Source organism: Pseudarthrobacter sp. J47 (assembly GCF_049810315.1).
In the GTDB taxonomy this organism is placed as follows: domain Bacteria; phylum Actinomycetota; class Actinomycetes; order Actinomycetales; family Micrococcaceae; genus Arthrobacter.
This window is the reverse complement of the sequence record NZ_CP187358.1, coordinates 2,180,405-2,204,364: the sequence shown is the minus strand read 5'-3', so window position 1 is coordinate 2,204,364 and position 23,960 is coordinate 2,180,405. Positions and strand designations below refer to the sequence as shown.

Annotated in this window: 20 protein-coding genes, 1 tRNA gene, 2 pseudogenes and 1 riboswitch; of the genes and pseudogenes, 20 read left to right on the top strand and 3 right to left on the bottom strand. The window is 62.9% G+C overall.

Annotated features, from left to right (window positions below; translation table 11 throughout):
* Genes ACPJW8_RS10040 through ndk form a run of 3 tightly spaced genes read left to right on the top strand, consistent with a single transcriptional unit; the run spans position 1 to position 2,277 of the window.
* A complete protein-coding gene (locus ACPJW8_RS10040; protein WP_330188471.1) occupies positions 1-1,359 on the top strand; it encodes a folylpolyglutamate synthase/dihydrofolate synthase family protein in 1,359 nt (452 codons plus the stop codon).
* A 4-nt stretch (positions 1,360-1,363) separates the two neighbouring features.
* Complete coding sequence (locus ACPJW8_RS10035) at positions 1,364-1,813, top strand: DUF4233 domain-containing protein (RefSeq protein WP_330188470.1); 450 nt, start codon at positions 1,364-1,366, stop codon at positions 1,811-1,813.
* A gap of 50 nt (positions 1,814-1,863) precedes the next feature.
* Positions 1,864-2,277, top strand: a complete 414-nt coding sequence (ndk, locus tag ACPJW8_RS10030) for a nucleoside-diphosphate kinase (RefSeq protein ID WP_330188469.1) — start codon at positions 1,864-1,866, stop codon at positions 2,275-2,277.
* Positions 2,278-2,357: 80 nt separating this feature from the next.
* On the opposite strand, the gene ACPJW8_RS10025 is transcribed toward ndk, so the two are convergent.
* The gene (locus ACPJW8_RS10025) at positions 2,358-3,050 is read right to left on the bottom strand and encodes a vitamin K epoxide reductase family protein (protein ID WP_330188468.1); all 693 of its coding nucleotides are present in this window, start codon (positions 3,048-3,050) and stop codon (positions 2,358-2,360) included.
* A 446-nt stretch (positions 3,051-3,496) separates the two neighbouring features.
* Between ACPJW8_RS10025 and ACPJW8_RS10020 the strand changes: the two genes are divergently transcribed.
* The 12 genes from ACPJW8_RS10020 (at position 3,497) to ACPJW8_RS09965 (ending at position 16,543) form a co-directional block, all read left to right on the top strand.
* Positions 3,497-6,790 carry an Rne/Rng family ribonuclease gene (locus ACPJW8_RS10020; RefSeq protein ID WP_330188467.1) on the top strand — a complete coding sequence of 1,098 codons (3,294 nt, stop codon included), beginning with the start codon at positions 3,497-3,499 and terminating at the stop codon, positions 6,788-6,790.
* 92 nt (positions 6,791-6,882) lie between these two features.
* Positions 6,883-6,980, top strand: a riboswitch (TPP riboswitch).
* Positions 6,971-8,569 (top strand): bifunctional hydroxymethylpyrimidine kinase/phosphomethylpyrimidine kinase, encoded by a 1,599-nt coding sequence (locus ACPJW8_RS10015; RefSeq protein WP_330188466.1) that lies wholly within the window; start codon positions 6,971-6,973, stop codon positions 8,567-8,569. Its footprint overlaps the riboswitch before it by 10 nt.
* A gap of 300 nt (positions 8,570-8,869) precedes the next feature.
* Complete coding sequence (rplU, locus tag ACPJW8_RS10010; protein ID WP_330188465.1) at positions 8,870-9,202, top strand: 50S ribosomal protein L21; 333 nt, start codon at positions 8,870-8,872, stop codon at positions 9,200-9,202.
* A gap of 61 nt (positions 9,203-9,263) precedes the next feature.
* Positions 9,264-9,527 (top strand): 50S ribosomal protein L27, encoded by a 264-nt coding sequence (gene rpmA, locus ACPJW8_RS10005; protein WP_009372867.1) that lies wholly within the window; start codon positions 9,264-9,266, stop codon positions 9,525-9,527.
* Between the two features lie 112 nt (positions 9,528-9,639).
* On the top strand, positions 9,640-11,232 hold the full coding sequence (gene obgE / locus ACPJW8_RS10000) for a GTPase ObgE (protein ID WP_330188464.1): 1,593 nt from the start codon (positions 9,640-9,642) through the stop codon (positions 11,230-11,232).
* Positions 11,225-12,370, top strand: coding sequence for a glutamate 5-kinase (gene proB / locus ACPJW8_RS09995; RefSeq protein WP_330188463.1), 1,146 nt, complete (start codon positions 11,225-11,227; stop codon positions 12,368-12,370). Before obgE ends, proB begins: the two co-directional genes overlap by 8 nt.
* A gap of 26 nt (positions 12,371-12,396) precedes the next feature.
* Positions 12,397-13,761 (top strand): glutamate-5-semialdehyde dehydrogenase, encoded by a 1,365-nt coding sequence (locus ACPJW8_RS09990; RefSeq protein WP_330188462.1) that lies wholly within the window; start codon positions 12,397-12,399, stop codon positions 13,759-13,761.
* A gap of 144 nt (positions 13,762-13,905) precedes the next feature.
* A complete protein-coding gene (locus ACPJW8_RS09985; protein WP_330188461.1) occupies positions 13,906-14,145 on the top strand; it encodes a hypothetical protein in 240 nt (79 codons plus the stop codon).
* A 56-nt stretch (positions 14,146-14,201) separates the two neighbouring features.
* Entirely contained in the window at positions 14,202-14,816 is a 615-nt protein-coding gene (gene nadD, locus ACPJW8_RS09980) for a nicotinate-nucleotide adenylyltransferase (RefSeq protein ID WP_425256474.1), read from the top strand.
* A 7-nt stretch (positions 14,817-14,823) separates the two neighbouring features.
* Positions 14,824-15,912, top strand: a complete 1,089-nt coding sequence (locus tag ACPJW8_RS09975) for a hypothetical protein (protein ID WP_330194243.1) — start codon at positions 14,824-14,826, stop codon at positions 15,910-15,912.
* Positions 15,913-15,960: 48 nt separating this feature from the next.
* Positions 15,961-16,362 (top strand): ribosome silencing factor, encoded by a 402-nt coding sequence (gene rsfS / locus ACPJW8_RS09970; RefSeq protein ID WP_330188458.1) that lies wholly within the window; start codon positions 15,961-15,963, stop codon positions 16,360-16,362.
* Positions 16,363-16,467: 105 nt separating this feature from the next.
* Positions 16,468-16,543 (top strand) — tRNA-Ala (locus tag ACPJW8_RS09965).
* Between the two features lie 51 nt (positions 16,544-16,594).
* On the opposite strand, the pseudogene ACPJW8_RS09960 reads toward ACPJW8_RS09965, so the two are convergent.
* Positions 16,595-16,684, bottom strand: a pseudogene (locus ACPJW8_RS09960) (DNA alkylation repair protein); the annotation flags it as partial.
* Between the two features lie 266 nt (positions 16,685-16,950).
* Here ACPJW8_RS09960 and ACPJW8_RS09955 point away from each other — a divergent pair.
* From ACPJW8_RS09955 to ACPJW8_RS09935, 5 genes and pseudogenes are all read left to right on the top strand, one after another.
* Positions 16,951-17,336: pseudogene (locus ACPJW8_RS09955) on the top strand (IS3 family transposase); the annotation flags it as partial.
* A gap of 223 nt (positions 17,337-17,559) precedes the next feature.
* On the top strand, positions 17,560-19,410 hold the full coding sequence (locus tag ACPJW8_RS09950; RefSeq protein WP_330188457.1) for a KAP family P-loop NTPase fold protein: 1,851 nt from the start codon (positions 17,560-17,562) through the stop codon (positions 19,408-19,410).
* A gap of 617 nt (positions 19,411-20,027) precedes the next feature.
* Positions 20,028-20,246, top strand: coding sequence for a hypothetical protein (locus ACPJW8_RS09945; RefSeq protein WP_330194244.1), 219 nt, complete (start codon positions 20,028-20,030; stop codon positions 20,244-20,246).
* On the top strand, positions 20,243-21,532 hold the full coding sequence (locus tag ACPJW8_RS09940; RefSeq protein WP_330188456.1) for a hypothetical protein: 1,290 nt from the start codon (positions 20,243-20,245) through the stop codon (positions 21,530-21,532). The genes ACPJW8_RS09945 and ACPJW8_RS09940 overlap by 4 nt, the downstream gene beginning before the upstream one ends.
* Positions 21,529-22,308, top strand: coding sequence for a TatD family hydrolase (locus ACPJW8_RS09935; RefSeq protein ID WP_330188455.1), 780 nt, complete (start codon positions 21,529-21,531; stop codon positions 22,306-22,308). Before ACPJW8_RS09940 ends, ACPJW8_RS09935 begins: the two co-directional genes overlap by 4 nt.
* Before the next feature lie 223 nt (positions 22,309-22,531).
* Here the strand turns inward: ACPJW8_RS09935 and ACPJW8_RS09930 are convergent.
* A protein-coding gene (locus tag ACPJW8_RS09930) for an IS3 family transposase (protein ID WP_160664497.1) occupies positions 22,532-23,694 on the bottom strand; the annotation gives its coding sequence in 2 pieces (ribosomal slippage) (positions 22,532-23,413 and positions 23,416-23,694; 1,161 coding nt in all).
* Positions 23,695-23,960: the final 266 nt, after the last annotated feature.

Here is a 23,960-nt window from a genome sequence, read left to right as displayed (position 1 = left end):
ATGACTGACGAATTCTCCGTAGAGAGCGTCTACGCCGAGCTCCTGGGCCGTGCGCCGGAAAACAAGATGGAGCCGCGCCTGGCTCCGCTGTTCCGTGCCATGGACGTATTGGGGGAGCCGAACAAGGCGTTCCCGATCATCCACGTCACCGGCACCAACGGCAAGACCTCAACGGCGCGGATGATCGAGGCCGGGCTGCGTGCGCACGGACTGAGCACGGGCCGCTACACCAGCCCGCACCTGAGCAAGGTCACCGAGCGCATCAGCATTGACGGGCACCCGGTGCCGGATGAGACATTCGTCCGCATCTGGGACGAGATCCGCCCGTACCTGCAGATCGTGGACGCCGAACTCGAGGCCGACGGCGAGCCCCGCCTGACGTACTTCGAGTGCCTCACCATCCTGGGCTTTGCTGTCTTCGCCGACCAGCCCGTCAACGTCGCGGTCATCGAGGTGGGCCTGGGTGGCATCACCGACGCCACCAACGTGGGTGACGGATTGGTTTCCGTCATCACGCCGATCTCCCTGGACCACACCGACCTGCTGGGCGACACCACCGAGGACATCGCCTACGAGAAGGCCGGCATCATCAAGGCCGGCGGCTATCTGGTGAGCGCTGCGCAGCCGGTGGACGCGGCGCAGGTGCTGCTGGAGAAGGCCCGCGAGGTTGACGTGCCGTTCCGCTTCGAAGGGGTGGAATTCGGCGTCGAATCACGTACCGTTGCCGTGGGCGGGCAGGTGGTCACCATCCAGGGAATCGCCGGCCGCTACCCGGAACTGCTGGTTCCGCTGCATGGTGCACACCAGGCGCAGAATGCCGCCGTCGCCGTTGCGGCACTTGAAGCGTTCTTCGGCGGCGAAAAGGAACTCGACGCGGAGGTTCTCCAGGAGGCCTTCGCGAGCGTCACCTCTCCCGGCCGCCTGGAAGTCGTCAGGACCGCACCAACGATCATTGTGGACGCGGCCCACAACCCGGATGGCATCAAGGCATCCGCCGAAGCGATCGAGGAAGCCTTCAGCTTCACCCGGCTGGTTCCGGTGGTGGGTGTCCTGAAGGAAAAGGACGCCGAGGAGATCCTTCGCCAGCTGAAGGAATCGTTGGGCGGCCTGGCCGAGGAGTACTGCTTCACGCAGTCCAACTCGCCGCGCGCCGTGCCTGCCGCCGAACTTGCGGAACTGGCAGTCGAAATGGGCTTTGGCGAGGAGAATGTCCACATTGCCGAGAAGCTCGATGACGCCCTGGAATGGGCCGTGGAACGTTCCGAAGCAAACGATGACCTCGCCGGCGGCGTGCTGGTGACGGGTTCCATCACGCTGGTGGCCGAAGCGCGGATCCTGCTCGGAAAGACGGAGGCCTAAGGCGATGGCAAGGCTGACCAAAGCGCAGCGTGAATGGCGCCCGGGGATGCCCAGGAAGCGCCGGTCCACCAAGATCATGTTCGCTTCCACGGTCCTGCTGCTGGAGGCCTTTGTGGCCTTCTTCGCCACGCTGGCGGTCTTTGGATTGAGGCGTGGAGAGTTCCCGCCCGCCATCATCCTGTCCGTGGGAATCCTGCTGAGCCTGGTCCTGGTGTTCGCCTGCGCCGTGCTTTCCAGGCCCTGGGGGCTGAAGGCCGGCTGGGTCCTGCAGCTGGTCCTGATCCTCACCGGCATTGTGGAACCCACCATGTTCGTCGTCGGGATCCTGTTCGCCCTTGCCTGGTGGTACGGGCTGCGCACCGGCGCCCGGATCGACAGGGAAGCGGACCAGCGGGCCCGCGAACAGGCTGAGTGGGAGGCCAACCATCCGGAGCCTCCGCCCGCCGCACCATAGAATGTCCTGCGGAATAACGACCAAAACCCACCTGATGCATTGGAGCAGTTGTGACCACTGAACGCACCCTGGTACTGATCAAGCCCGACGGCGTGACCCGTAACCTCACCGGCGCCATCCTCGGCCGGATCGAGGCAAAGGGGTACACCCTGGCCGAACTGAAGAAGGTGGACGCCACCCGCGAACTCCTGGAGCAGCACTACGAGGAGCACGTGGGCAAGCCGTTCTACGAGCCGCTGGTGGAATTCATGCTCAGCGGCCCCGTCGTCGCCGCGATCTTCGAAGGCCACCGGGTCATTGAGGGCTTCCGCTCGCTGGCAGGCACCACCGATCCCACCACCGCAGCGCCGGGTACCATCCGTGGCGACTTCGGCCGCGACTGGGGCCTGAAGGTCCAGCAGAACCTGGTGCACGGCTCCGATTCCCCGGAGTCCGCCGAGCGTGAGATCAAGATCTGGTTCTAAGCCTCAACGAGGTGACAGGAAAGGCCAATGTTCATCGCGAACATTGGCCTTTTCTGTCATCTCGGCGGGCGTGGCTGGACTCAGTAGCCGGACGTCCCGGCGAAGACGTGGATGAACGCGAAGAAGATGGAGGCGGTCACGGCGACGTACAGCAGGGCCACGATGATCCAGCCGGAATCGCCCAGGACCTTCGTTGCCCTGGCCGGCAGCGGGATGACACCGGCCGTGATGTTGCGGATGGTCACCCAGACGAAGAGCGGGATCATCGCCGCCCACACCACCATGCAGAACGGGCAGAGGACGCCGATGTCGTAAAGGGCCTGCGACCACAGCCACACCACAAAGGCAAAGCCCAGGGTGACGCCGGCCTGCAGTCCCAGCCAGTACCAGCGTGCAAAGGTGGCGCCGGCCAGCATCGCCATGCCGGTGGTGATGATGACGGCGAACGCCACAATGCCGATGAACATGTTGGGGAAGCCGAAAGCTGAGCTCTGCCAGCTCTCCATGACCTTGCCGCAGGACACCCACGGATTGACGTCGCAGACGGTGACGTGGTTCGGGTCCTTGAGCATTTCCAGCTTCTCCAGGACCAGCGCACCTGAGGCAAGCCAACCTACGACGCCGGTAATCACCAGCAGCCAGGCGAAGTTCTTGTTCCGGGCCTGGGAAGGCAACGAAGCTCCGGCAGCCAGGCCGGTGCGCGCGTCACCGGCGGATGTTGATCCTGCGGGTGCGTTCTCCGTGGGCCGACCGGAAGGAATGGTCTGAGACATGAATATTCGGCGTCCTTAGTTCGGGTGCTCCTTCGCCGATTGTAGCGCCGCCTGCTGGGTGCGGGTCCCAGCTTTGACGAACGCGCCTACCCCTGAAATGGCGGCGGTGTGAGAGAATGAACGTGGCTGGAGGCCGATCCACATTCGGGCTCCGGTCCGGTGACTGGTCTCCAAGACCGCCAATGATGGGCTGGCAGCCCGCGGATCCTCCGATCCCGGCGCCTTGCAATGCCATTGGAAGGCACCTGTTGTGGCCGGTTGTAGATACCGGTTGAACAACGGGTTCAACGGCACAGTCGCCGGCTCTCACGGGCTGCCGCACCCCACTGCCGGTGCGAACCTGGGAGCATTCAATTGACTTCTGTCAACGCCTGCGGGTTTTGACAATATGTGCCCCAATGGGTGCCGGATGTGGCGGTACGTCAGGGGCAGGAGTGTTGCCACATATGGATAATGACCAGGTAGTAGCCGTTAACGACGAAGCGGCTTCCGCTCAGACTGAGGAAGCCCCCAAGAAGGCCACGCGGACCCGGAAGAAGGCCGCCCCCAAGGCGCAAACCGCGGACGCAGTTGCTCCTCCGGAGGCAGGCGATCCGGACACCGCAGCCGAGGCAGCCACCGCAGCTGCCGCCGTCGAGCCTTCCGCGGACGCCGCTCCGGCAGCCAAGGCGCCTGCCCGCCGTACCCGCGCCCCGCGCCGTAAGGCCGTGGCGGACGAGGCAGCCGCAGCGGAAACGGCCGTGCCGGCCCCCGAAGAAGCGCCGGCAGCGGAAGCTCCGGCGCCGGCTGATGCTGTGGCTGAGGCCGCTTCTGACGCCGTTGCTGAAGTCCCAGAGAAACCTGTACGACGCCGTCGGGCAGCAACCCGAAAGGCTGCGGCTCCGGCTCCGGCCGCGGATGTTGTGGTCGCCGAACCTGCTGACGTGCCTGCGCCTGCCACTGCGGAGGGCGAACCTGCTGCGGCCGCCCCGGTCCAGGAAGCACCTGCCCAGGATGCACCGGCTGAAGAACCTGCTGTTGCGTCGGCACCTGCTGCGGAGGCTCCCGCGAATCCCTTTACGTCACTGTTCCTGGAGCCCGCCCCCGCGTCGGTGCTTTTCCAGGCCCCCGACCTCAGCACCGTCGCACGCCCGGCGCCCGTAGAGGACGAGGCCGAGGACCAGGACGAAGACGAGGACGAGGCCACCGGGGACGACGCAGGCAACCGCCGTCGCCGTCGCAGCCGTGGCCGTCGCAGCCGTGGCCGCGCCGATCGCGATGAAGACGCCGGGTCGGCTGACGAAGATGCCGAGGATGGCATCGAAGGTGAAGAAGCTCCGGCCGAGGACGGCGTGACCTCGCGCCGTCGCCGCCGCCGCCGTCGTGGAGACCAGGACCTCGAACTCACCGGCGGAGAGGACGACGACCCGCCCAACACCGTTACCCGCGTCCGTGCGCCACGCGCCGTCAGCGAGGCACCTGCCAGCAACCGGGTCACCAGCGTCAAGGGCTCCACCCGCCTGGAGGCCAAGAAGCAGCGCCGCCGCGAATCGCGCGATACCGGCCGCCGCCGCACCGTCATCACCGAGGCCGAGTTCCTGGCCCGCCGTGAGTCCGTGGACCGCCAGATGATCGTCCGCCAGCGCGACGACAGAATCCAGATCGGCGTCCTCGAGGACGGCGTGCTGGCCGAGCACTTTGTGTCCAAGACCCAGCAGGACTCCCTGATCGGCAACGTTTACCTGGGCAAGGTCCAGAACGTGCTGCCGTCCATGGAAGCTGCCTTCGTGGACATCGGACGCGGCCGCAATGCTGTGCTGTACGCCGGCGAAGTCAACTGGGAAGCAGTTAATCTCGAAGGCAAGCAGCGCCGGATTGAAAACGCGCTGAAGTCCGGGGACACCGTCCTGGTCCAGGTCACGAAGGACCCCGTGGGCCATAAGGGCGCGCGGCTGACCAGCCAGATCTCGCTGCCCGGCCGCTACCTTGTGTACGTGCCCGGCGGCTCCATGACCGGCATCTCCCGCAAGCTGCCGGACGTCGAACGCAACCGCCTCAAGCGGATCCTCAAGGACCGGCTGCCGGAAAACGCCGGCGTGATCGTCCGTACCGCGGCCGAAGGCGCCTCGGAAGAGGAACTGACGCACGACATCAACCGCCTCCGCGCCCAGTGGGAGGGCATCGAAGGCCAGTCCAAGTCCACCAAGGTGCTGGCCCCTGAACTGCTCTACGGCGAACCTGACCTCACCATCAAGGTGGTCCGTGACGTCTTCAACGAGGACTTCTCCAAGTTGATCGTCTCCGGTGAGGAAGCCTGGGACACCATCGAGGCCTACGTCACCTATGTTGCGCCGGACCTGGTGGGCCGCCTGGAAAAGTGGACCTCGGACCAGGACATCTTCTCCGCCTGGCGGATCGACGAACAGATTTCCAAGGCGCTGGACCGCAAGGTGTTCCTGCCCTCGGGCGGCTCGCTGGTCATCGACCGCACCGAAGCCATGACGGTTGTTGACGTCAATACGGGCAAGTTCACGGGCAGCGGCGGAAACCTCGAAGAAACGGTCACCAAGAACAACCTCGAAGCTGCCGAGGAAGTGGTCCGCCAGCTGCGGCTGCGGGACATCGGCGGCATCATCGTCATCGACTTCATCGACATGGTCCTCGAATCAAACCGGGACCTGGTCCTCCGCCGCCTGGTGGAGTGCCTGGGCCGGGACCGCACCAAGCACCAGGTTGCCGAGGTCACGTCGCTTGGCCTGGTCCAGATGACCCGCAAGCGCATGGGTACCGGGCTGCTGGAAGTCTTCGGTGAGCAGTGTGAGGTCTGCGCAGGGCGCGGCGTGGTCACCCACGACGAACCCGTTGAGCACCGCCGCGCCAACGCCGTGGCCGCTGACCACCATGCCTTCCGCAGCGACAACCAGCGGGGCAACGAGGCTGCCCGCACTGAGGCGCAGCAGCCGGCCCGGGGCGAGCGCAAACGCCGCCGCGGTCGTGGAGGCCAGCAGTTGGAGACGCCTGCACCGGCCGCCGTGGTGCACACGGTGCAGTCTGAGCCGAACGACGCCGAACGGCACGCAAAGGCCGAGGCAACCCGGGCCGCACTGGCCAACATCGCCGCGGCAGCACATGCCGCGCATCTTCACGAAGGCGAACATGCGGTTCCCGCTCCAGCCGCGGGTGCGCCTGCCGTTGCCCACGCTCAACCGGCCGCGGTTCCGGCCGCAGCATCACGGGAAACAGCATCCCGGGAATCCGGCGTCCGCGAAACCGGCCTCCGTGAAACGGGCTCTCCGGAGCCCACGTCCGGGACCGCCGCGCCGCAGGCTCCGGCCGCAGTGCTGACGTTCGGCGGCGAAAAGGTGGCGCTGCCGTCCGTCGCCCACGCGGAGGAAACGCCGCAGCAGCCCAAGCTCACCCTGGACCGCCTTGCGGAAGCCTTTGCCCACCTGGGGGAGCCCGTTGAGGAGAAGGCACCTGCCGCCGGCAATGCTGCACCGCAGGTAAGGAACACTCCGGTTGGGTCGCCCGCTGCTGAAACGTCGCCTGCCCGCCGGCCGCGCCGCCAGCGCAGCGCCAGCCGCGCACAGGGTGCTGCGAACGAAACCAGTGTTGAGCAGCACGTCCCGGCTCCCGCGGCCGCTGGTTCGCACAGCCACCAGGCCAAGGCGCCCGCTCCCGCGGCTGCAGCGCCTGCCGGCAAGGCCACGGTCTCCGAACCCATCATCCTGGGAGTGGGCGTTCCGGCATCTGAGCTGTAGCAGGAGCTGCAAGTACACGCGTGAGTCAGGGGCCCGGTTCCGACGGTCATAATCCGCCGGAACCGGGCCCTTTGCCGTCTGCGCTAGGCTGTATTCCTGACACGGGGTGCCAGGCATCGGAGCCGGCTGAGATAAGACCCGTTGAACCTGCCCGGTTAACACCGGCGAAGGGATGTCCATATGACGTCGTCATCCGTACTGCCTGTACCTTCCACCACCCCTGCGGCCCCTTTTGACGCCGGCGCTGCCTCGCCTGCTGCAGCTGTTGCCGCGGAAGCGGTCAGGCGGACCACGCCCCGGGTCCTGTCCATTGCCGGCTCGGACCCGTCCGGCGGCGCCGGCATCCAGGCCGACTTGAAAAGCATTGCCGCCCACGGCGGCTACGGCATGGCTGCCATTACGGCGCTGACGGCGCAGAACACGCTCGGCGTCCAGGACATCCACGTTCCCCCTGCTTCATTCCTCGCCAGGCAGTTGGAGGCCATCAGCGATGACATCACCATCGACGCCCTGAAAATCGGCATGCTGGGCGATGGCGAGGTGATTGCCGTCGTCGGTGAGTGGCTCCGCACGGTCCGCCCCGCCGTCGTGGTCCTTGACCCCGTGATGGTGGCCACCAGTGGCGACCGGCTGCTGAAGGAACAAGCTGAAGCAGCACTGGTGGGCCTACTGCCGCTGGCGGACCTGGTGACGCCCAACCTTGCTGAGCTGGCCATCCTGCTGGGTGAAGAACCCGCGGCGGACTGGCCGGCCGCCCTGGAGCAGGGCAAGCGGCTTTCCACGCTCAGCGGGGCCACGGTCCTGGTCAAGGGCGGGCACCTCGACGGCGATGCTTGCCCGGATGCCCTCGTCAACACTTCCGGGCTGCTCTCCGCCGAGGTGGTGGAGTTCATGGGACCGCGGATCGCCACCACCAACAGCCACGGCACGGGATGCTCGCTCTCTTCGGCCATGGCAACGGTGAAGGCCCGTCTTGGCAGCTGGGAGGAAGCTTTGGCGGTGGCAAAACCCTGGCTGGAGGGTGCGCTGGCGGGCGGCGGAAGCCTCGGCGTCGGGCAGGGCAAAGGGCCTGTTCATCATTTCCACCACCTTGTCCCGGCGGGCCCGGACGGATCAGCCAATGACATGCCGGGCGACTTCTCGGACCTCCTTTGGCGCGAGGCCGGACCGTACCTGGATGGCATCTACGCGTTGGACTTCATCAGGGACCTCGGCTCGGGGGACCTGACGGAGGAACACTTTGCGTACTACCTGGGGCAGGATTCCCTGTACCTGAACGGCTACTCCCGCGTCCTGGCACGGGCAAGCGCCCTTGCGCCCACGGAGGATGAGCAGCGGTTCTGGGCCCGTTCCGCAGTGAGTTGCCTCGAAGTCGAATCTGAGCTGCACAGGACCTGGCTGGCCGGCCGCGCGCCGGTTACTGCCCAGGGGCCGGTGACCAAGAGTTATGTGGACCACCTCCTGGCATCCTCGGCCGGAGGCAGCTATGCCGTCCTGGTCGCCGCAGTGCTGCCCTGCTTCTGGCTGTACGCCGAAGTGGGGGAGCAGCTGTACAGCCGGTTCGTGGCGGAAGGCTCCCCGGCCGGCCACCCCTATGCCGAATGGCTGCGCACCTATGCCGACGAGGCCTTCGCGGAGGCTACGCGCCAGGCAATCGCCATTGCGGACACCGCGGGGCGGACCGGATCCGAGGGAGAGCGCACAGCGATGCTCGAAGCCTTCACGCAGTCATGCCAGTTCGAGGTCGACTTCTTCGACGCGCCGCGCCGGTTTGCCTGAGCATGGCACGGTTTGCTGTTCAGCTGCGGGTAAGATGGTCAGGCACGGTTCCGGAAGTTCCGGCGGGATCCCTTGAGATCCCCCCGGTGCAGGCCGGAGACCAGCCTCATTTGCGGCCGGAGCCAGATTTAGCGTAAACTGGATCTTCGGTGCTTACGCCAACACTTGGGTTATGACTCCCTGAACCAGCCGCACGGCAAGTCCAGGTAATAGCTCACGGGTTCCCCCGGGGAATCCACGGCGTTGAGGCACAGCGGGAGCCGACCACTTTGAGTCCAGGTTCCGCACGCAAATTTAGTAATGACGTCGAGAGAAGTGAGTTCCCCAGTGTACGCGATTGTCCGCGCAGGTGGCCGCCAAGAGAAGGTTTCCGTTGGAGACTTCGTTACCATGAACCGCGTCCCCGGTGGAGCCGGCAGCACGATTTCGCTGCCCGCACTCCTTCTGGTGGATGGTGACAAGGTCACCACCGCAGCTGCGGACCTTGCCAAGGTAACTGTTACGGCTGAGATCCTGGAAGACCTCCGTGGTCCCAAGATCGTCATCCAGAAGTTCAAGAACAAGACCGGTTACAAGAAGCGCCAGGGTCACCGTCAGGAACTGACCAAGGTCAAGATCACCGGCATCAAGTAACTTCGGTTACTCGTTCAGGTTTCCCCTCAGATTCTCAGAGTTCTTAAGGCAGGCATATCAAATGGCACATAAAAAAGGCGCGAGCTCCACTCGCAACGGTCGTGACTCCAACGCCCAGTACCTCGGCGTAAAGCGCTTCGGCGGCCAGGTTGTTTCCGCAGGCGAGATCATCGTCCGCCAGCGCGGCACCCACTTCCACCCGGGTGCAGGCGTAGGCCGTGGCGGCGACGACACCCTGTTCGCACTGACCCCGGGCGCCGTTGAATTCGGCACCCGCCGCGGTCGTCGCGTCGTCAACATCGTTGCTGCTGCAGCTGCAGAGTAACAACCAGTTCTGAAGCGGTGGAGCGGACCAATGGTCCGCTCCACTGTTCTTTTAACCGCATTACAATCATCTTGGCGTTCCTGACGTCCGGAAACAGCAAGAGGAGATCCACGTGGCCAGCTTTGTAGACCGGGTAGTACTGCACGTATCCGGCGGTACCGGCGGTCATGGGTGTGTCTCTGTACACCGTGAAAAGTTCAAGCCGCTGGGCGGCCCGGACGGCGGTAACGGCGGCAACGGCGGAGACGTCATCCTCCGCGTTGACCCGCAGACCACCACCCTGCTGGACTACCACCACGCACCCCACCGGCATGCCACCAACGGCGGACCCGGCATGGGCGACTGGCGCGGCGGCAAGAACGGTGAAACCCTTATTCTTCCTGTTCCGGAAGGCACTGTGGTCAAGGCCAAGGACGGCACCGTCCTGGCTGACCTCGTGAGCCCGGGCATGGAGTACGTTGCAGCCGCCGGCGGCATCGGCGGGCTCGGCAACGCCGCGCTGTCCTCGCAGAAGCGCCGCGCCCCCGGCTTTGCGCTGCTGGGCATCGAAGGCGAATCCAGCGACATCATCCTGGAACTGAAGTCCATCGCGGACATCGCCCTGGTGGGCTTCCCGTCAGCAGGCAAGTCCAGCCTGGTCGCCGCCATGTCCGCTGCCCGGCCCAAGATCGCCGACTACCCGTTCACCACGCTCGTCCCCAACCTTGGTGTGGTGCAGGCCGGCGACGTCCGCTTCACCATTGCCGACGTTCCCGGGCTCATCGAAGGTGCCAGCGAGGGCAAGGGCCTGGGCCACAACTTCCTGCGCCACGTGGAGCGGTGCGCCGCCCTGGTGCACGTCCTTGACTGCGGCACCCTGGAATCGGACCGGGACCCGCTGGCTGACCTGGCCATCATCGAGGCGGAACTTGAAAAGTACGCCGTTGACATGAGCTACGCCGGCACCGACGGCGAAGTGGTTCCCCTGAACCACCGTCCCCGGTTGGTCGCCCTGAACAAGGTGGACCTCCCTGACGGCCGCGACATGGCCGAATTTGTCCGCCCGGACCTGGAGGCCCGCGGCTACCGTGTCTTCGAAGTCTCGGCCACCAGCCATGAGGGCCTGCGCCAGCTTGGCTTCGCCATGGCGGAAATCGTCAAGGCTGCCCGCGAGAACCTCGCGGCCGCACCGCCCAAGGTCCAGCCACAGGTGATCCGCCCGCGCGCCGTCAACGCTGCAGGCTTCCGCATCCGCCGTGAAGAGCAGAACCTGGAACCGCTGTTCCGCGTGATTGGTGAAAAGCCGGTCCGCTGGGTCAAGCAGACAGACTTTACCAACGAGGAAGCCATTGGCTACCTCGCGGACAGGCTGGCCAAGCTCGGTGTGGAGACCGAACTCTTCAAACAGGGCGCCAAGCCCGGAGACGCCGTGGTCATCGGCGAGGACGACGGCGTGGTCTTCGACTGGGAGCCCACCATGATGGGCGGCGCCGAACTGCTGGCCTCGCCGCGTGGCACCGACATCCGTTTCGCGGACATCGGCGACCGCCCCACCCGCGGCCAGAAGCGCGAAGAGCAGCAGGAGCGCAAGGATGCCAAGGCAGCAGCCCGGGCCGAGCTCGAGGCAGAGCGCAAGGCCGGGATCTGGACCGAATCAGTCAGCAAGCGACGCTCCGCCAACCAGCCGCTCAAAGAGAGCGGACTGGCCTCGGAAGACGATGCCTAGCCCTGCCCTGGCCAGCCAGCACGCCGCGGTAGACCGCAGTGTGCTGGCTGCTGCACGCCGGATTGTGGTTAAGGTCGGTTCGTCGTCGCTGACCAGCATCAAGGGCGGCATTTCCGAAGAAGCTCTGACGGCGCTTGCGGATGCCCTGGCCCATAAGCGCAACGCCGGTACGGAAATCATCCTGGTCTCCTCCGGCGCCATCGCCGCCGGACTCGCGCCGCTGGGCCTTGCCAAGCGGCCCCGGGACCTGGCAACGCAGCAGGCAGCCGCCAGTGTTGGGCAGGGCCTCCTGATGGCCCGCTACACCCACGCTTTCGGTGCGCACGGCGTGACGGTCAGCCAGGTCCTGCTCACGGCTGATGACCTGATGCGCCGCAGCCAGCACACCAACGCGCTCAGGGCCCTGGACCGGCTCCTGAACCTTGGCGTGGTCCCGGTGGTCAACGAGAACGACACCGTTGCCACGCACGAAATCCGCTTCGGAGACAACGACCGCCTGGCCGCACTGGTGGCCCACCTGGTACGCGCCGACGCGCTGGTGCTGCTCTCCGACGTCGATGCCCTTTACGACGGTCCGCCGTCCAAGGGTGCCAGCAGGATCCCGCTGGTTGCCGGGCCGGAGCACCTCGAAGGTGTTTCCATTGGTGCGGCAGGGAAGGCCGGCGTAGGCACCGGCGGCATGATGACCAAGGTCGAGGCTGCAACAATCGCCGCCGGATCAGGCATCCATGCCCTGGTGACGTCCACCGCCAACGCAGGCAAGGCCCTGGCCGGCGAGGACGTTGGCACCTGGTTCACCGTCAATGGCGCCCGGAAGCCGGTCCGCCTCCTGTGGCTTGCCCACCTGGCCTCGATCCACGGCCGGTTGGTGCTCGACGCCGGGGCCGTCAAGGCAGTGCGCGACCGCCACACCTCGCTGCTGCCCGCCGGGATTTCCGGAGTGTCAGGCGACTTCGAAGCCGGCGACGCCGTAGAGATGGCAGGCCCTGACGGAACAGTCATTGCCCGTGGGCTGGTTAACTACGCTGCCGGTGAACTGCCGCAGATGCTGGGCCGGTCCACCAGGGAACTTGCCAAGGCGCTGGGCAGGGGATATGACCGCGAAGTTGTTCATGTTGATGACCTCGTGCTCCTCTGAGCGCCCGGCTCGCCTAAACTTGAAGAATGACTGAGGCATTGACCCACCACGAAGCTGCCATTTCCGACGCCGCAGTGTCCGGCGGGCCCGCCGTGGACGCTACTGCTCCGGAACGCGCGCCACTGGATGCTGCAGGAATTGAGGCCGCAGTCCACGCCGTGGCGGAGCGTGCCCGTAAGGCGTCGCGCCCCATGGCCCGTGCCAACCGGGCGTGGAAAGACCGCGGACTCCGCGCCATGGGCAAGGCACTCCTGGAAAACAAGGCGGCAATTCTTCGCGCCAACGCCCAGGACGTCAGCGCCGGCAAGGCCAACGGCACCTCGGCGGCCATGCTGGACCGGCTGACGCTCACGGACGCCCGGATCGACGGGCTGGTTTCCGCCCTGGAGAACCTGGCCAACCTTCCCGATCCCGTGGGCAACGTGGTCCGCGGCCAGACCCTTCCCAACGGGTTGCGCCTGCGGCAGGTTAATGTGCCCATGGGTGTAGTTGCGGCCATCTACGAAGCCCGCCCCAACGTCACAGTGGACATCGCCGGGCTTGCCCTGAAGAGCGGCAACGCCGTAATCCTGCGCGGCGGAACGGCGGCGGCAGCCACCAACGAGGCCCTGGTGCACGTCCTGCGCAACGCCCTGGACTCAGTCGGCCTGCCCGCGGACGCCGTCCAGACCGTTGACCAATACGGCAGGGAGGGCGCGAACGTCCTGATGCGGGCCCGCGGCAAGGTTGACGTCCTGATTCCCCGGGGCGGCCGCGAGCTGATCCAGACCGTCGTCACCAATTCGGCGGTTCCCGTGATCGAGACCGGCGAAGGCAACGTCCATATCTTCCTCGATGAATCAGCCAACGAAGATATGGCTGTGGAGATCCTCCTGAACGCCAAGACGCAGCGGCCCAGCGTGTGCAACACCGTGGAGACGCTGCTGGTGCACTCGCAGTCCACGGTGCTTCCCGCCGTCGCCAAGGCCTTGGCCAAAGCGGGCGTTACGCTCCACGTTGACCAGCGGGTCCGGGAAAACCTTCCCGCCGGTGTGGGCGCCGAAGATGCCACGGACACCGACTGGGGCACCGAGTACATGGACCTGGACATCGCCGTCGCCATGGTGGACAGCCTGGATGACGCCGTCAGCCACATCCGCCGCTGGACCACCGGCCACACCGAAGCGATCATCACCAATAACCTTGCCAATGCCGAACGGTTCATCGCGGAGGTGGACTCCGCTGCAGTGATCGTGAACGCCTCCACCCGGTTTACCGACGGCGGCGAACTTGGCCTGGGTGCGGAAGTCGGCATCTCCACACAGAAGCTGCACGCCCGTGGCCCCATGGGCCTGACCGAGCTCACCACCACCAAGTGGATCGTACAGGGCGAGGGCCAGGTCCGCGGGTAGCGGCAGCAGTAAACGGGCCCACTCCGGCGGGGTGCCCAACCCGGGCGGAGCCCGAGTTGGCGGCCGGTAGGGCTAATATAGAACAGAAGTCCGGAACGGCTGAACCATCCGCCGTCGAAAATTCCTTGAACATTAGGGGAGAACATGCTGCTCCAGCAGATCGCCATGACCGTTGCCGCCGCGAGCGAGGCCGAACACGAGGAACTCGCCCCGCTGTGGGCAGACCCGCTGGTCTTCGGGATCGTCATGTTCGCTTTCATGCTGGTCCTGCTGGCCATCACCTGGTCCTACTCCAACCTCGGCAACCGCCACGCCGCCGTCGAGGAACACAATGACCCGCACCGCCAGCACCCCAACAAGCACGATCACGGCCAGGGACACTGAACGTTCCCATAGTGCTTCCCAAAGGCAGCGGAACGGGCCGGTTGAGGCTGGGCGTGATGGGCGGGACCTTCGATCCCATCCACCACGGGCACCTCGTCGCCGCCAGTGAGGTGGCCGCAAAGTTCGGCCTGGACGAGGTTGTCTTCGTCCCAACCGGGCAGCCATGGCAGAAGTCGCACAAACGGGTCAGTGCCGTTGAACACCGTTACCTCATGACGGTGATTGCCACGGCATCCAACCCGCGTTTCACGGTGAGCCGGGTCGATATCGACCGTCCCGGACCCACCTACACCATTGATACGCTGCGGGACCTCCGCAGGCAGCGCCCTGATGCGGACCTGTACTTCATCACCGGCGCTGACGCCCTGGCACAGATTCTGTCCTGGAAAGACATCGACGAACTCTGGTCCCTGGCCCACTTCGTGGGAGTTACCCGGCCCGGGCATGTCCTGGACGGAATGGGCCGGAAAGACGTCAGCCTCCTTGAAGTTCCGGCCATGGCCATTTCCTCCACCGACTGCCGCGCCCGGGTCGCGGAGAACAATCCGGTCTGGTACCTGGTGCCGGACGGAGTAGTGCAGTACATCGCCAAGTACGGGCTGTATGCGGGGGAGCACGCAGCCAGTGACCAGGACCCAGCAACATCCTCCGAATCCGCCAGCACTGAATGAGTTTTTTATGAGTCAGGAACAGCCACCACTGCGGAGCCGTCGCGAATTGCGCCAGCTCCGTGCCGAGGCCGCGCCCGAATCCGGCCTGACACCCCGGCAGCAGCACAACACCGGGCCGCGGACGGACCGGGTCCGCCGGGTTTCCACCGGTCCCGTGGATTCCGTACCCGAAAGCGGCGGCGAGCGGTCGTCGCAGATCCGGGCCCGGGACCGCGCCGCCCTTCGCGCCATGAAGGAACAGGCGGACAGGGAAGAGCCGGACTTCAGCAGCGGACCTCCCACGCGCCGCCAAATGCGGCTGAGGCAACTGCAGGAGCAAGGCTCGACGGCGGCAGTTCCCCTAGTGCCGGCACCCGCCGCGGATTCCCGCCCGGGCTCCAGTGCGGACTCCACTGCAGACGCCGACAGCATGACCGTGGAACAGGCCCTGGCAGCCCGTGCTGAAATCGCGGAGCAGGCCAAGAACCACCTGGCGCGGATGGACAACTCCCAGGGCGCCGACCCCGAGGCCGTAGATCCCCGGATCCTGAAGGAGCAGCAGGCCCTCGCCGAGCGCGCCGCCCTCATCAACCGGAGGACCAACAGCCAGCCCCAGGTGACCGAGTCCGTCCCGGCAGCGACGCGGCCCTCTGATCCCGCCGAGGCAAGCAATCTGGGAATGGTCACACCCCTGGAATTCGTGAAGGTACCCGGCGTGGACCGGCCCGTGATGAAACCGCCGGCCACCTCATATGTCCCGGTGGTGACACAACCCCGGCCTAAGTTGCCGCCGTCGGAGGTCGAAAACCCTGAATCCGGAAGCGGACGCTCCTGGGTGATCGCCCGGGCAGAAGCTGCGGCACGGGCAGCTGAACGTCCCGCAGGCAGGGCACCGGTTGCCGCGGCGCCTGAGGTGGATTCTCCCGCGGAGCAGTTCTTTGAAGAGCAGGCCCCCATCGCCGCGAGTTCGGCCTACGGGCTGGATCCGCTGGACGCGGCAACTGCAGGACTCGCCCGTGCCCAGCGTTCCAAGTACGTCCAGTACGGTGTCCTCGCCTTCGGTGTCCTGGCCCTCGTGGCCGGAGTCATCCTGATCATCAGCGGAATGTCGCGCTAATCAGCGCCCGCACCATTTTTCTTAGCTTCAAAACCAACAAGGAGTCCAGTGACTGCAATCGATTCATCCGTAGAGTTAGCCCGCCACGCAGCGAGGGCGGCGGCAGACAAGATCGCCCAGGACATCGTGGCGCTCGACGTCAGCGAACGGATGGCCCTGACGGACATCTTCCTGATCGCCTCTGCGCCCAGTGAACGCCAGGTCAACGCCATTGTGGACGGCATCGAGGAAGAACTGGGCAAGCTCAAGCGCCAGCCCGTTCGCCGCGAAGGCCGGTCCGGCGGCCGCTGGGTGCTGCTGGACTACTCGGACATCATCATCCACGTCCAGCACGAAGAAGACCGCGTGTTCTATGCCCTTGAACGCCTGTGGAAGGACTGCCCCGTGGTGGACCTGCAGCTCGGCGACGACGCCTCGGCGAAGCCCGCAGCGTCCGAAGATGCACTCTAACCAGCCGCCGTGCCGGTGAATATGCCGGATTTGGAATTTTCGGAAATGCTGTTCTAAGATATTCGAGTTGCTCCGGAGGAATCCGGTTCAATATCCGGCATTTCCGGGGCTGTGGCGCAGCTGGTAGCGCACCTGCATGGCATGCAGGGGGTCAGGGGTTCGAGTCCCCTCAGCTCCACCAGGAGAAAAAGGGAACCATCCGATCAGGATGGTTCCCTTTTTTCGTTGCTTCCTAACCGGTGCCCTGCCGGCGCACCATCTCGTTGATCCAAGCCGGCGCAAAAGGGGACGTGCAGCCGGGCGGGGTTGGATAGTCCTTGAGGTTATAGGACAAAACGTGTGTAAATCCCGGGTGTGTCATGTCCGCCCTGCCCATCCTTTGCGGTGCCAGAGGCCTTCGTCTGCGATGTAGAGCTCGGCACAGGGGCCCTGCGTGTTGGTGCTCCTGGTTTCGGCTTTGGCCGGGCGGTACTGCCGGGCTTTGACTAGCTTGGCCGGTGGCAGGGGTTGTTCGGTGGAGGTAGAAGTACCACTCGATCGTGCGTTCGCTGTTCTTCGGTCATGCCGCGGTGGGCACTGAGCAGCAACCGGAGTTGGGCGTTCAGCAAGCAAGGCTATTACCGGTGGAGAGTGAGTCCGGTGACGGAACGAGACTGGGCGGATGCGAACTTGGTCAACGCCGCCCTTGACGTCTACGCCCCGGCGTTCGGGTACCGTTTCATCGCCGACGAGCTCCCGAAAGGGGCATCACGGCAAGTGAGTACGGGGTCCGGCGGTTGTGCACACACCACGGCATCTGGTCGGTTCTCCAAGAAACGCGGCCTGAACCGCAGACCGGGCCGCCGGTCCACGACGACCTGGGCGAGTGGAATTTCACCGGCGCCGCGCCGAACGAACTGTGGCTGACGGAGATCACCGAAGACCCCACTGCTGAGGGGAAGCTCTACCTCTGCGCGGTGAAGGATATAGAAAGCCGCGGCGTAAAGACTCCTGAACGAGATAAGGCTAGCGGGTAGATGCCTCATCCGGCGCGGCTCGTACCCTCAGTGTCCTTGTGGTGATGCATGATTAAGTCGTGTGCCGCTGAGAACATTGACGGCAGGGTCGCCCTGACTCATAATCTAGGGCAGCATTCAACGGAATTTAAGTATGGGGGGATCCTGGCTGGCTGCAATAGCTTAGTCAGGAACACTATCTATGGCACAAACTGAAAATAGAATCTTGCCACTGTGGTCGGACGAGCCGGCATCGACAGATCTTCTGTCGTTTGAAGCAATTGCGGAAACTGTCGCAGATGCGATTTTTGACGATGGGCTCGACCCGATTGCGTTGGGTATTTCTGGATCTTGGGGTAGTGGTAAGACTACGGTCCTAAACCTTATCGAAAAACGTCTAAATGACTGGACGGCCGATGGCCAGAAGATTATTGTTGTTCGCGCAGACCCGTGGCGTTATGACCCGGCTGTGGGTCCCAAAGAAAGCCTGATTACAGAAGTCCTAGGGGCGCTGGCCAAGGAGTGTCGCTCGGACGATCCTGTGAACGATGTTGCCAGCAACACCCTCAAGAAACTTGCAAAGCGCGTAAATTGGTCCAAGGCGATCAAGATGGCGGCTCGTACCGGTATTACGATGCAACTCCCAAGTCTTGATGACATCTTCGACTTGGTAAGCGATGACAAGGAGTCATTGGAAGGCGAGAAGGGTCTTGCCGCGTTCCGGAAGGAATTTTCGGAGTTTCTAGGGAGCCCAGCCCTTGCGCATGTCGAGCAGGTAGTAGTTCTCGTCGACGATCTGGATCGCTGCTTGCCGGAAACAGTTGTTGAGACCCTTGAGGCGATTCGATTGTTCTTATCCGTCGACGGGATGTCTTTCGTCATCGCGGCCGACGAGGAGCGCGTTGCGGAAGCAATTCAGCAGAAGCTCCAGACTCCGAAGGCTGCAACGGAGGAAGAGAGCGTTGCGAGTCTGTACTTGCATAAGATCGTTCAGACCACGATTCCTCTTCCGGCTCTAAGCAACTTCGATACTAAGGCGTACCTTTTCTTATTGCTTGCCAAATCGAAGCTTGGCGACGCTGCGTATGCCCAGCTGGTCATTTCATGCAACGAGCTCCGTCTCGGGGCGGGAAGTCTAGATGACCTTACTATGCCGGAAGGATCTGATCTCGCTCTTGAGGCCGCAACGGCCTCCCGATTAACCCCAGTCCTTTATGAGAGATTTAAAGGCAATCCGCGCCGTATTAAGCGCTTCATGAATGATCTATATGTGCGCCAGGCCGTTGCTTCTCGCCGCGGAATTAGCCTCGCCTCGGATGCTATTGCTAAGTTAATGGTGCTTGAGCGGTTGTTTGAAAGTGACTTCATGACCGTTCTTGATTGGCTGGCTAGCGGCAATCTGAGGCCTCAGTTAATTGCTCTGGACAAGATCACAGCATCCGATGAGCCTGCCCCGGTCACCAAGGTCGGTGATGGCAAAAAGCCTAAGCTCAACGTCAAGGCGGAGCTGCCTCCGCAGGAAGACTCATTAGGCGGGTTCTCTGCGACTATGGTTCGGTGGGCTAAGCTGCCTCCGGAGCTCGACGCTGGCGAGGTTTCTGGCTACCTCACTCTTGCCGCTGCCTTCAAGGGGCGCCAACTAATTGATGAGTCGCTGCCGCAGCAATTGCGTGACATCGCGGCAGCTCTAACGTCCGGTTCTCAACTGGAGAGGACATCCGTTAATGATGCCGAGCTCGCGGCATTGGCCCGGGGTGATGTCGATACGCTCATCCAGTACTTGGGTAGGAAGATGCAGGACGACCCGGCTGTTCAGCTTGGTGCGGTCAACGGGATTTTGACTCTTTGCAACACCCACGATGACCTAGTTGACGTTGCCACGCGCGCCTTGCTGAAGTTGCCGGCGCAAGAAGTTAGCTTGCCGACAGTTCTGCTGTTCAATTCTGGAAGGGCTGCCCAGTTTGTTGAAGTCCTTGGAGCTTGGAAGGCGGGAGCTGAAAATAAGCCGGTCATCAAGGCCTTGGATTCAGTTTTGGACGGGGGAGCCAAATAGATATGGGTACAAGTGGCGCGTTCAAGGGTAGCGGCGGTGCTGACGCAGGTAATTTAAGGGATTCGATTTCGAGCTGGCTTGATGATGCGCCAGCCGCAGTCGGATCCCAGGAACCAAACCAGGCGAACCCGGATGTGCAATCTCCGGGTGAGCAAGGGAATGTTCATCCTGCTCCTGCAGGGTTGGACCCGGCAAGTCTGGCCCCGATGATCCGGTTGTGGCGCCGAGGCGGGGGTGGAGATGGCCCTGGAGGTGGCGGTGGCGGAGGTGGTGGCGCCGGCACGAAGGGTGGACGATCGTCAGGGGGCCCCAAGCGAACCGTTGGTCGGGTTGCTGGTCCGGCAGGTCGAGCAAGTTCCATTGCCCGAGCTTATGCGGCTGGCGACAGGGCAACTCTGGAGAGCTCTGGTCTTAACTACGACGAGCTTCGTGCGCTGAACGATCCGCTGGAAGTAGGTAAACGTATTGCGGATGCCGCCTTCGAAACACAACCCGACGGTTCTATAGAAGACAGCGAAGCCCGAATAATCGTCTCGGAACTCGTTGCTTGGATGATGGACGTACCCGAGGACAGCCCGCGTCAGCCCGATGAGATTGTTCGGCACACAATCGAACAGATGATTATCCAGGGAACGATCAACGAGGTTGGCTCAACAATCCGCAGGGAGAATGACAGGGCTAAGCGTCGCGCTGTTGAGGCGGAGATTCGGAGTGCTGCCGCTGTCATGGCTAGCCAGGCAACCCTTAATGCTTCAGGTGCAAGCGCCGCGGAAATATCAGCTGCTATTGAGAGTAACGTTACGTTGCTTAGCAGTTTTTATGAGGACAGGAAATGACCCGAATCGCACTCTCTCTTGATCGTGCCGAGGCCGAAAAGCTAGAAGGCTATGATGAGGTCTTCCTATGGGATGGGAGTGCAACAGATAGCTTCAAGTCCAAACTCCGTCCCAGCCTCCCAACTTTCGGAAGTGTCGGTGGGGTGAACGCTGACTTTGTTCGGATAGCTTTGGCCGTGTATGCCTCAGACCACACTGTACTTCGTGAGTCAAAAGGGTCCGAGTGGAACCAACGCTCGTTTGAGCTAACCGTTCCGGTCAGCGTTCCGGCGAAATGGGCTGCTCAGGCGGATTCGTTGAGAAGCCTGTTGGGTTATCTGACAGGTGACACTTGGTCCATGGCATTTGTGCAGTCAGGCCTTCCCGATGCTCTGCCCGTGATGGTGAAGGATACGTCACTGCGAACAGTTCTCTTTAGTGGAGGCGCCGATTCGGCCACAGGGGCGTTGGTTTCTGCCCATTCCTTGGGTCCACATGAGACCCACAACCTCCTTTCGCATTCAAGCTCCGGCGCAACGGGCGCCGCTCAGCAGCTCGTAACAACGCGCCTTAACGGGCATTTTGGATCCAAGAACTCGGCCCACCATCGAATCTTTCTCGCCAGGGCGAAGAAAAGGCTCGATGGGACAAAGTTTCCTAAAGAGCCATCAAGTCGTTCGCGTTCACTGCTCTTCCTTGCCCTAGGTCTTGCGGCGGCGGAACAAGGTGGCGGCCCACTTTGGATTCCTGAGAATGGTTTTGCCTCTTTGAATCCGCCTCTTGGGCCAGAGCGGAGAGGCGCACTCTCTACGCGAACAACGCAACCATGGTTCCTCTGGAGAGTCAGTTCATTACTTACCGCCATGGAAGGACATGGTTCGATTATTAATCCCTTCCAGCACATGACGAAAGGTGAAATGTTCCGACGTGTTGAGAGCATCCTGGGAGCCGATGGCGCTTCAGACTATCTGAGTACGACGAGCTCTTGCTCTCATACTGACCAGCAGTACGTGGGGGTTCCAAGTGGCACGCATTGTGGGGTTTGCTTTGGGTGCATCGTTCGCCGCGCTTCCTTTAAGGCGTCGGGCGTGGTTGATCAGACATGGTATCTAAGTAACGAATCTAGTGAGAAGATTCTGGACTACGTAGAGAAGAAATCTGTTATGACGGCAATGAGAGACTTCGTCGAATTGGGTGTCGACGAGGCGGTCATCATGGCAATGCCGCTTCCGCCAGGCTACCTCGCCCGCATGGCACTGGAGCTTTCGCAAAAAGGCATGAGCGAACTTCAGGACTTCCTAGCATGAACACAATGCCACCTTTAGATACTCACGCACATGTCGATACTGGAATCTCTTCACGAGAGCTGGAAGACCTCGGTGCTGTGGTTTTAATAGCAACTCGATCATTGGCTGACTTCGAACTTGTCCAAGAACGGCAAGACTTGGTCAGCGTATGGGGTGTCGGATGCCACCCCTCTCTTGTCGGTGTGCAGAAGGCATTCATCGAAGAAGATTTCCGAGAAGCTCTCAAAAAGACGCCATTCATCGCTGAAGTTGGATTGGATGGCTCTTCTCGCGTTCCAGTCGGATCGCAAATCAGGGTACTCAAGACGATCCTGTCTGCAACTCATAAGCAACCTCGAATAGTCTCGCTACATAGCTACAAGGCAACAGCTGAGCTGGTGAGTGTTATGAAGCAGGAGGGTGAGCAGCCCGGAAGGATCTTGCATTGGTGGCTAGGGACCGATGACGAGACAGCTGAGATGTTGCAACTGGGCTGTTTTTTCTCGATCAATTTTTCCATGCTTCGAGCTCCCGGTGCATGGACTCAAGTTCCACTAGACAGGATTCTCCTGGAAACAGACCATCCATCGGGCGATCGCTTTTCGAGCCAGCCACGCCAGCCCGGAAGCCTAACGGACGTAGAGAAGCTATTGGCAAAGAGATTTCAGCTGACCGCTCACCAAATAAGAGTCCAGTGTTGGAAGAACTTCGCGGCCATCGTGGAATCGACGCGCACTGAGACTCTAATGCCTCGACCGGTTCAGAAGATGCTTGCTGCAGTAGGAACGCGCATCTAGCTTGGAGATCCTTGGCAGGCTACTGGGTGTCGAGCAGATGCTGACATGAACGTTGGACTGTTACTCCCGCTTCAACCGACCGTGATCACAACGTATGAGCAGTCATGCCCATGCGCTTGCCGAGCCTTGCTAGTGCGTTGCCTTGTTTGTACAGCCTCGGTACTTCCTTGACTTGCTGTTGGGACTGCTGAAGGTTTAGTTGACAGCTGGGGTTGATAATTTCTTACGCGGCTGAGGCCGCGTTTTTTATTGTCTCAAACTCGATTGGTGTCAGCCGTCCGAGGGCACGTTGACGGCGTTTGCGGTGGTAGCTGCGCTCGATCCAGGTCGTGATGGCCAGCCGGAGCTCGGCCCGGGTCTCCCATCGTTTCCGGTTCAGGACGTTCTTTTGCAGCAGGGAGAAGAACGATTCCATCGCTGCATTGTCACCGCATGCCCCTACCCGGCCCATCGATCCGTTCAGGCCGTAGGTGTTCAGGGCCAGGACGAACTTTCTGGATCTGAACTGGGACCCTCTGTCCGAGTGGACCACCGTGCCCGCCGGTTTCCTGAGGGCCACGGCGTGGTCCAGGGCGGCGACGGCCAGGGACGCTTTCATCCGCCCGTCCATCGAGTACCCGACGATCCGGTTTGAGTGAAGGTCCTTGATCGCGCACAGGTACAGCTTGCCCTCCCCGGTGTGGTGCTCGGTGATGTCCGTGAGCCATTTCCGGTTCGGTGCCGTGGCGCTGAAGTCCCGTTCGACGAGGTCATCGTGGACCGGCGGGCCGGCCTTGAGCCCTGACCGGCGCCGGCGGTGGATCACCGAGAGGATGCCGTTCTCCGAGCACAGCCGCCAGATCCGGCGTTCACTGGCCCCAGGGCCGGGACCGGCGTTGATCTCATCGGCGATGAACCGGTATCCGAAGGCAGGATCGTCCCGGTGGTGATCGATGGCGGCGTTGATCAGATGCGCTTCTTCCCAGTCCCGGGCCGGGACGGGATTGGCGGCCCACTGGTAGTAGGCCTGTCTGGAGAAATTCAGTACCCGGCAGGACACTGCCACGGGAACCCGGATCGGGGCGTCCCTGGCAGCCAGCTCGCGGACCAGCGGGTACATCATTTTTTTGGGTTGATGTCCCGGGACAAGTAGGCCACGGCACGGCGCATGACTTCGGCTTCCTGTTCCAGGAGCCGGATGCGTTTGTTGGCCTCCCGCAACTTCGCGGCGTCATCGGACACCGCCCCGGACTTCACGCCGTCTTCTCTGTCGGCGATCTTCATCCAGCGGTGCAGGGCAGCGGGCGAGACACCGAAGTCCTTGGCGATCTGGATGATGGGCGCTTCGCCCTTGCGGGCAACCGCGACGACATCGCGGCGGAATTCTTCGGGAAAGGCTTTGGGCATGATGAACATCCTTCCACCCGCAAGGATCAAATCCTCACAGGCAAAGTGTCAATCAAACCTTCAGCAGTCCCGTTCGTCCAGACCCGACCTTGCGTGGGTAACTGCTTGCCGGTGTAGATGGTTGCTGACTGTCCCTCGACTGATCTCGGACTTAACGGCCAGTCCCTACACGCGCGTACCAGCTTGGTAATCAGCAGCTAGCGCCTTGGCTGCTCGGGCTTGAGTTACGGGAATCGGCGGGGGAGTAGACGGTCCTTCGGTTCTTT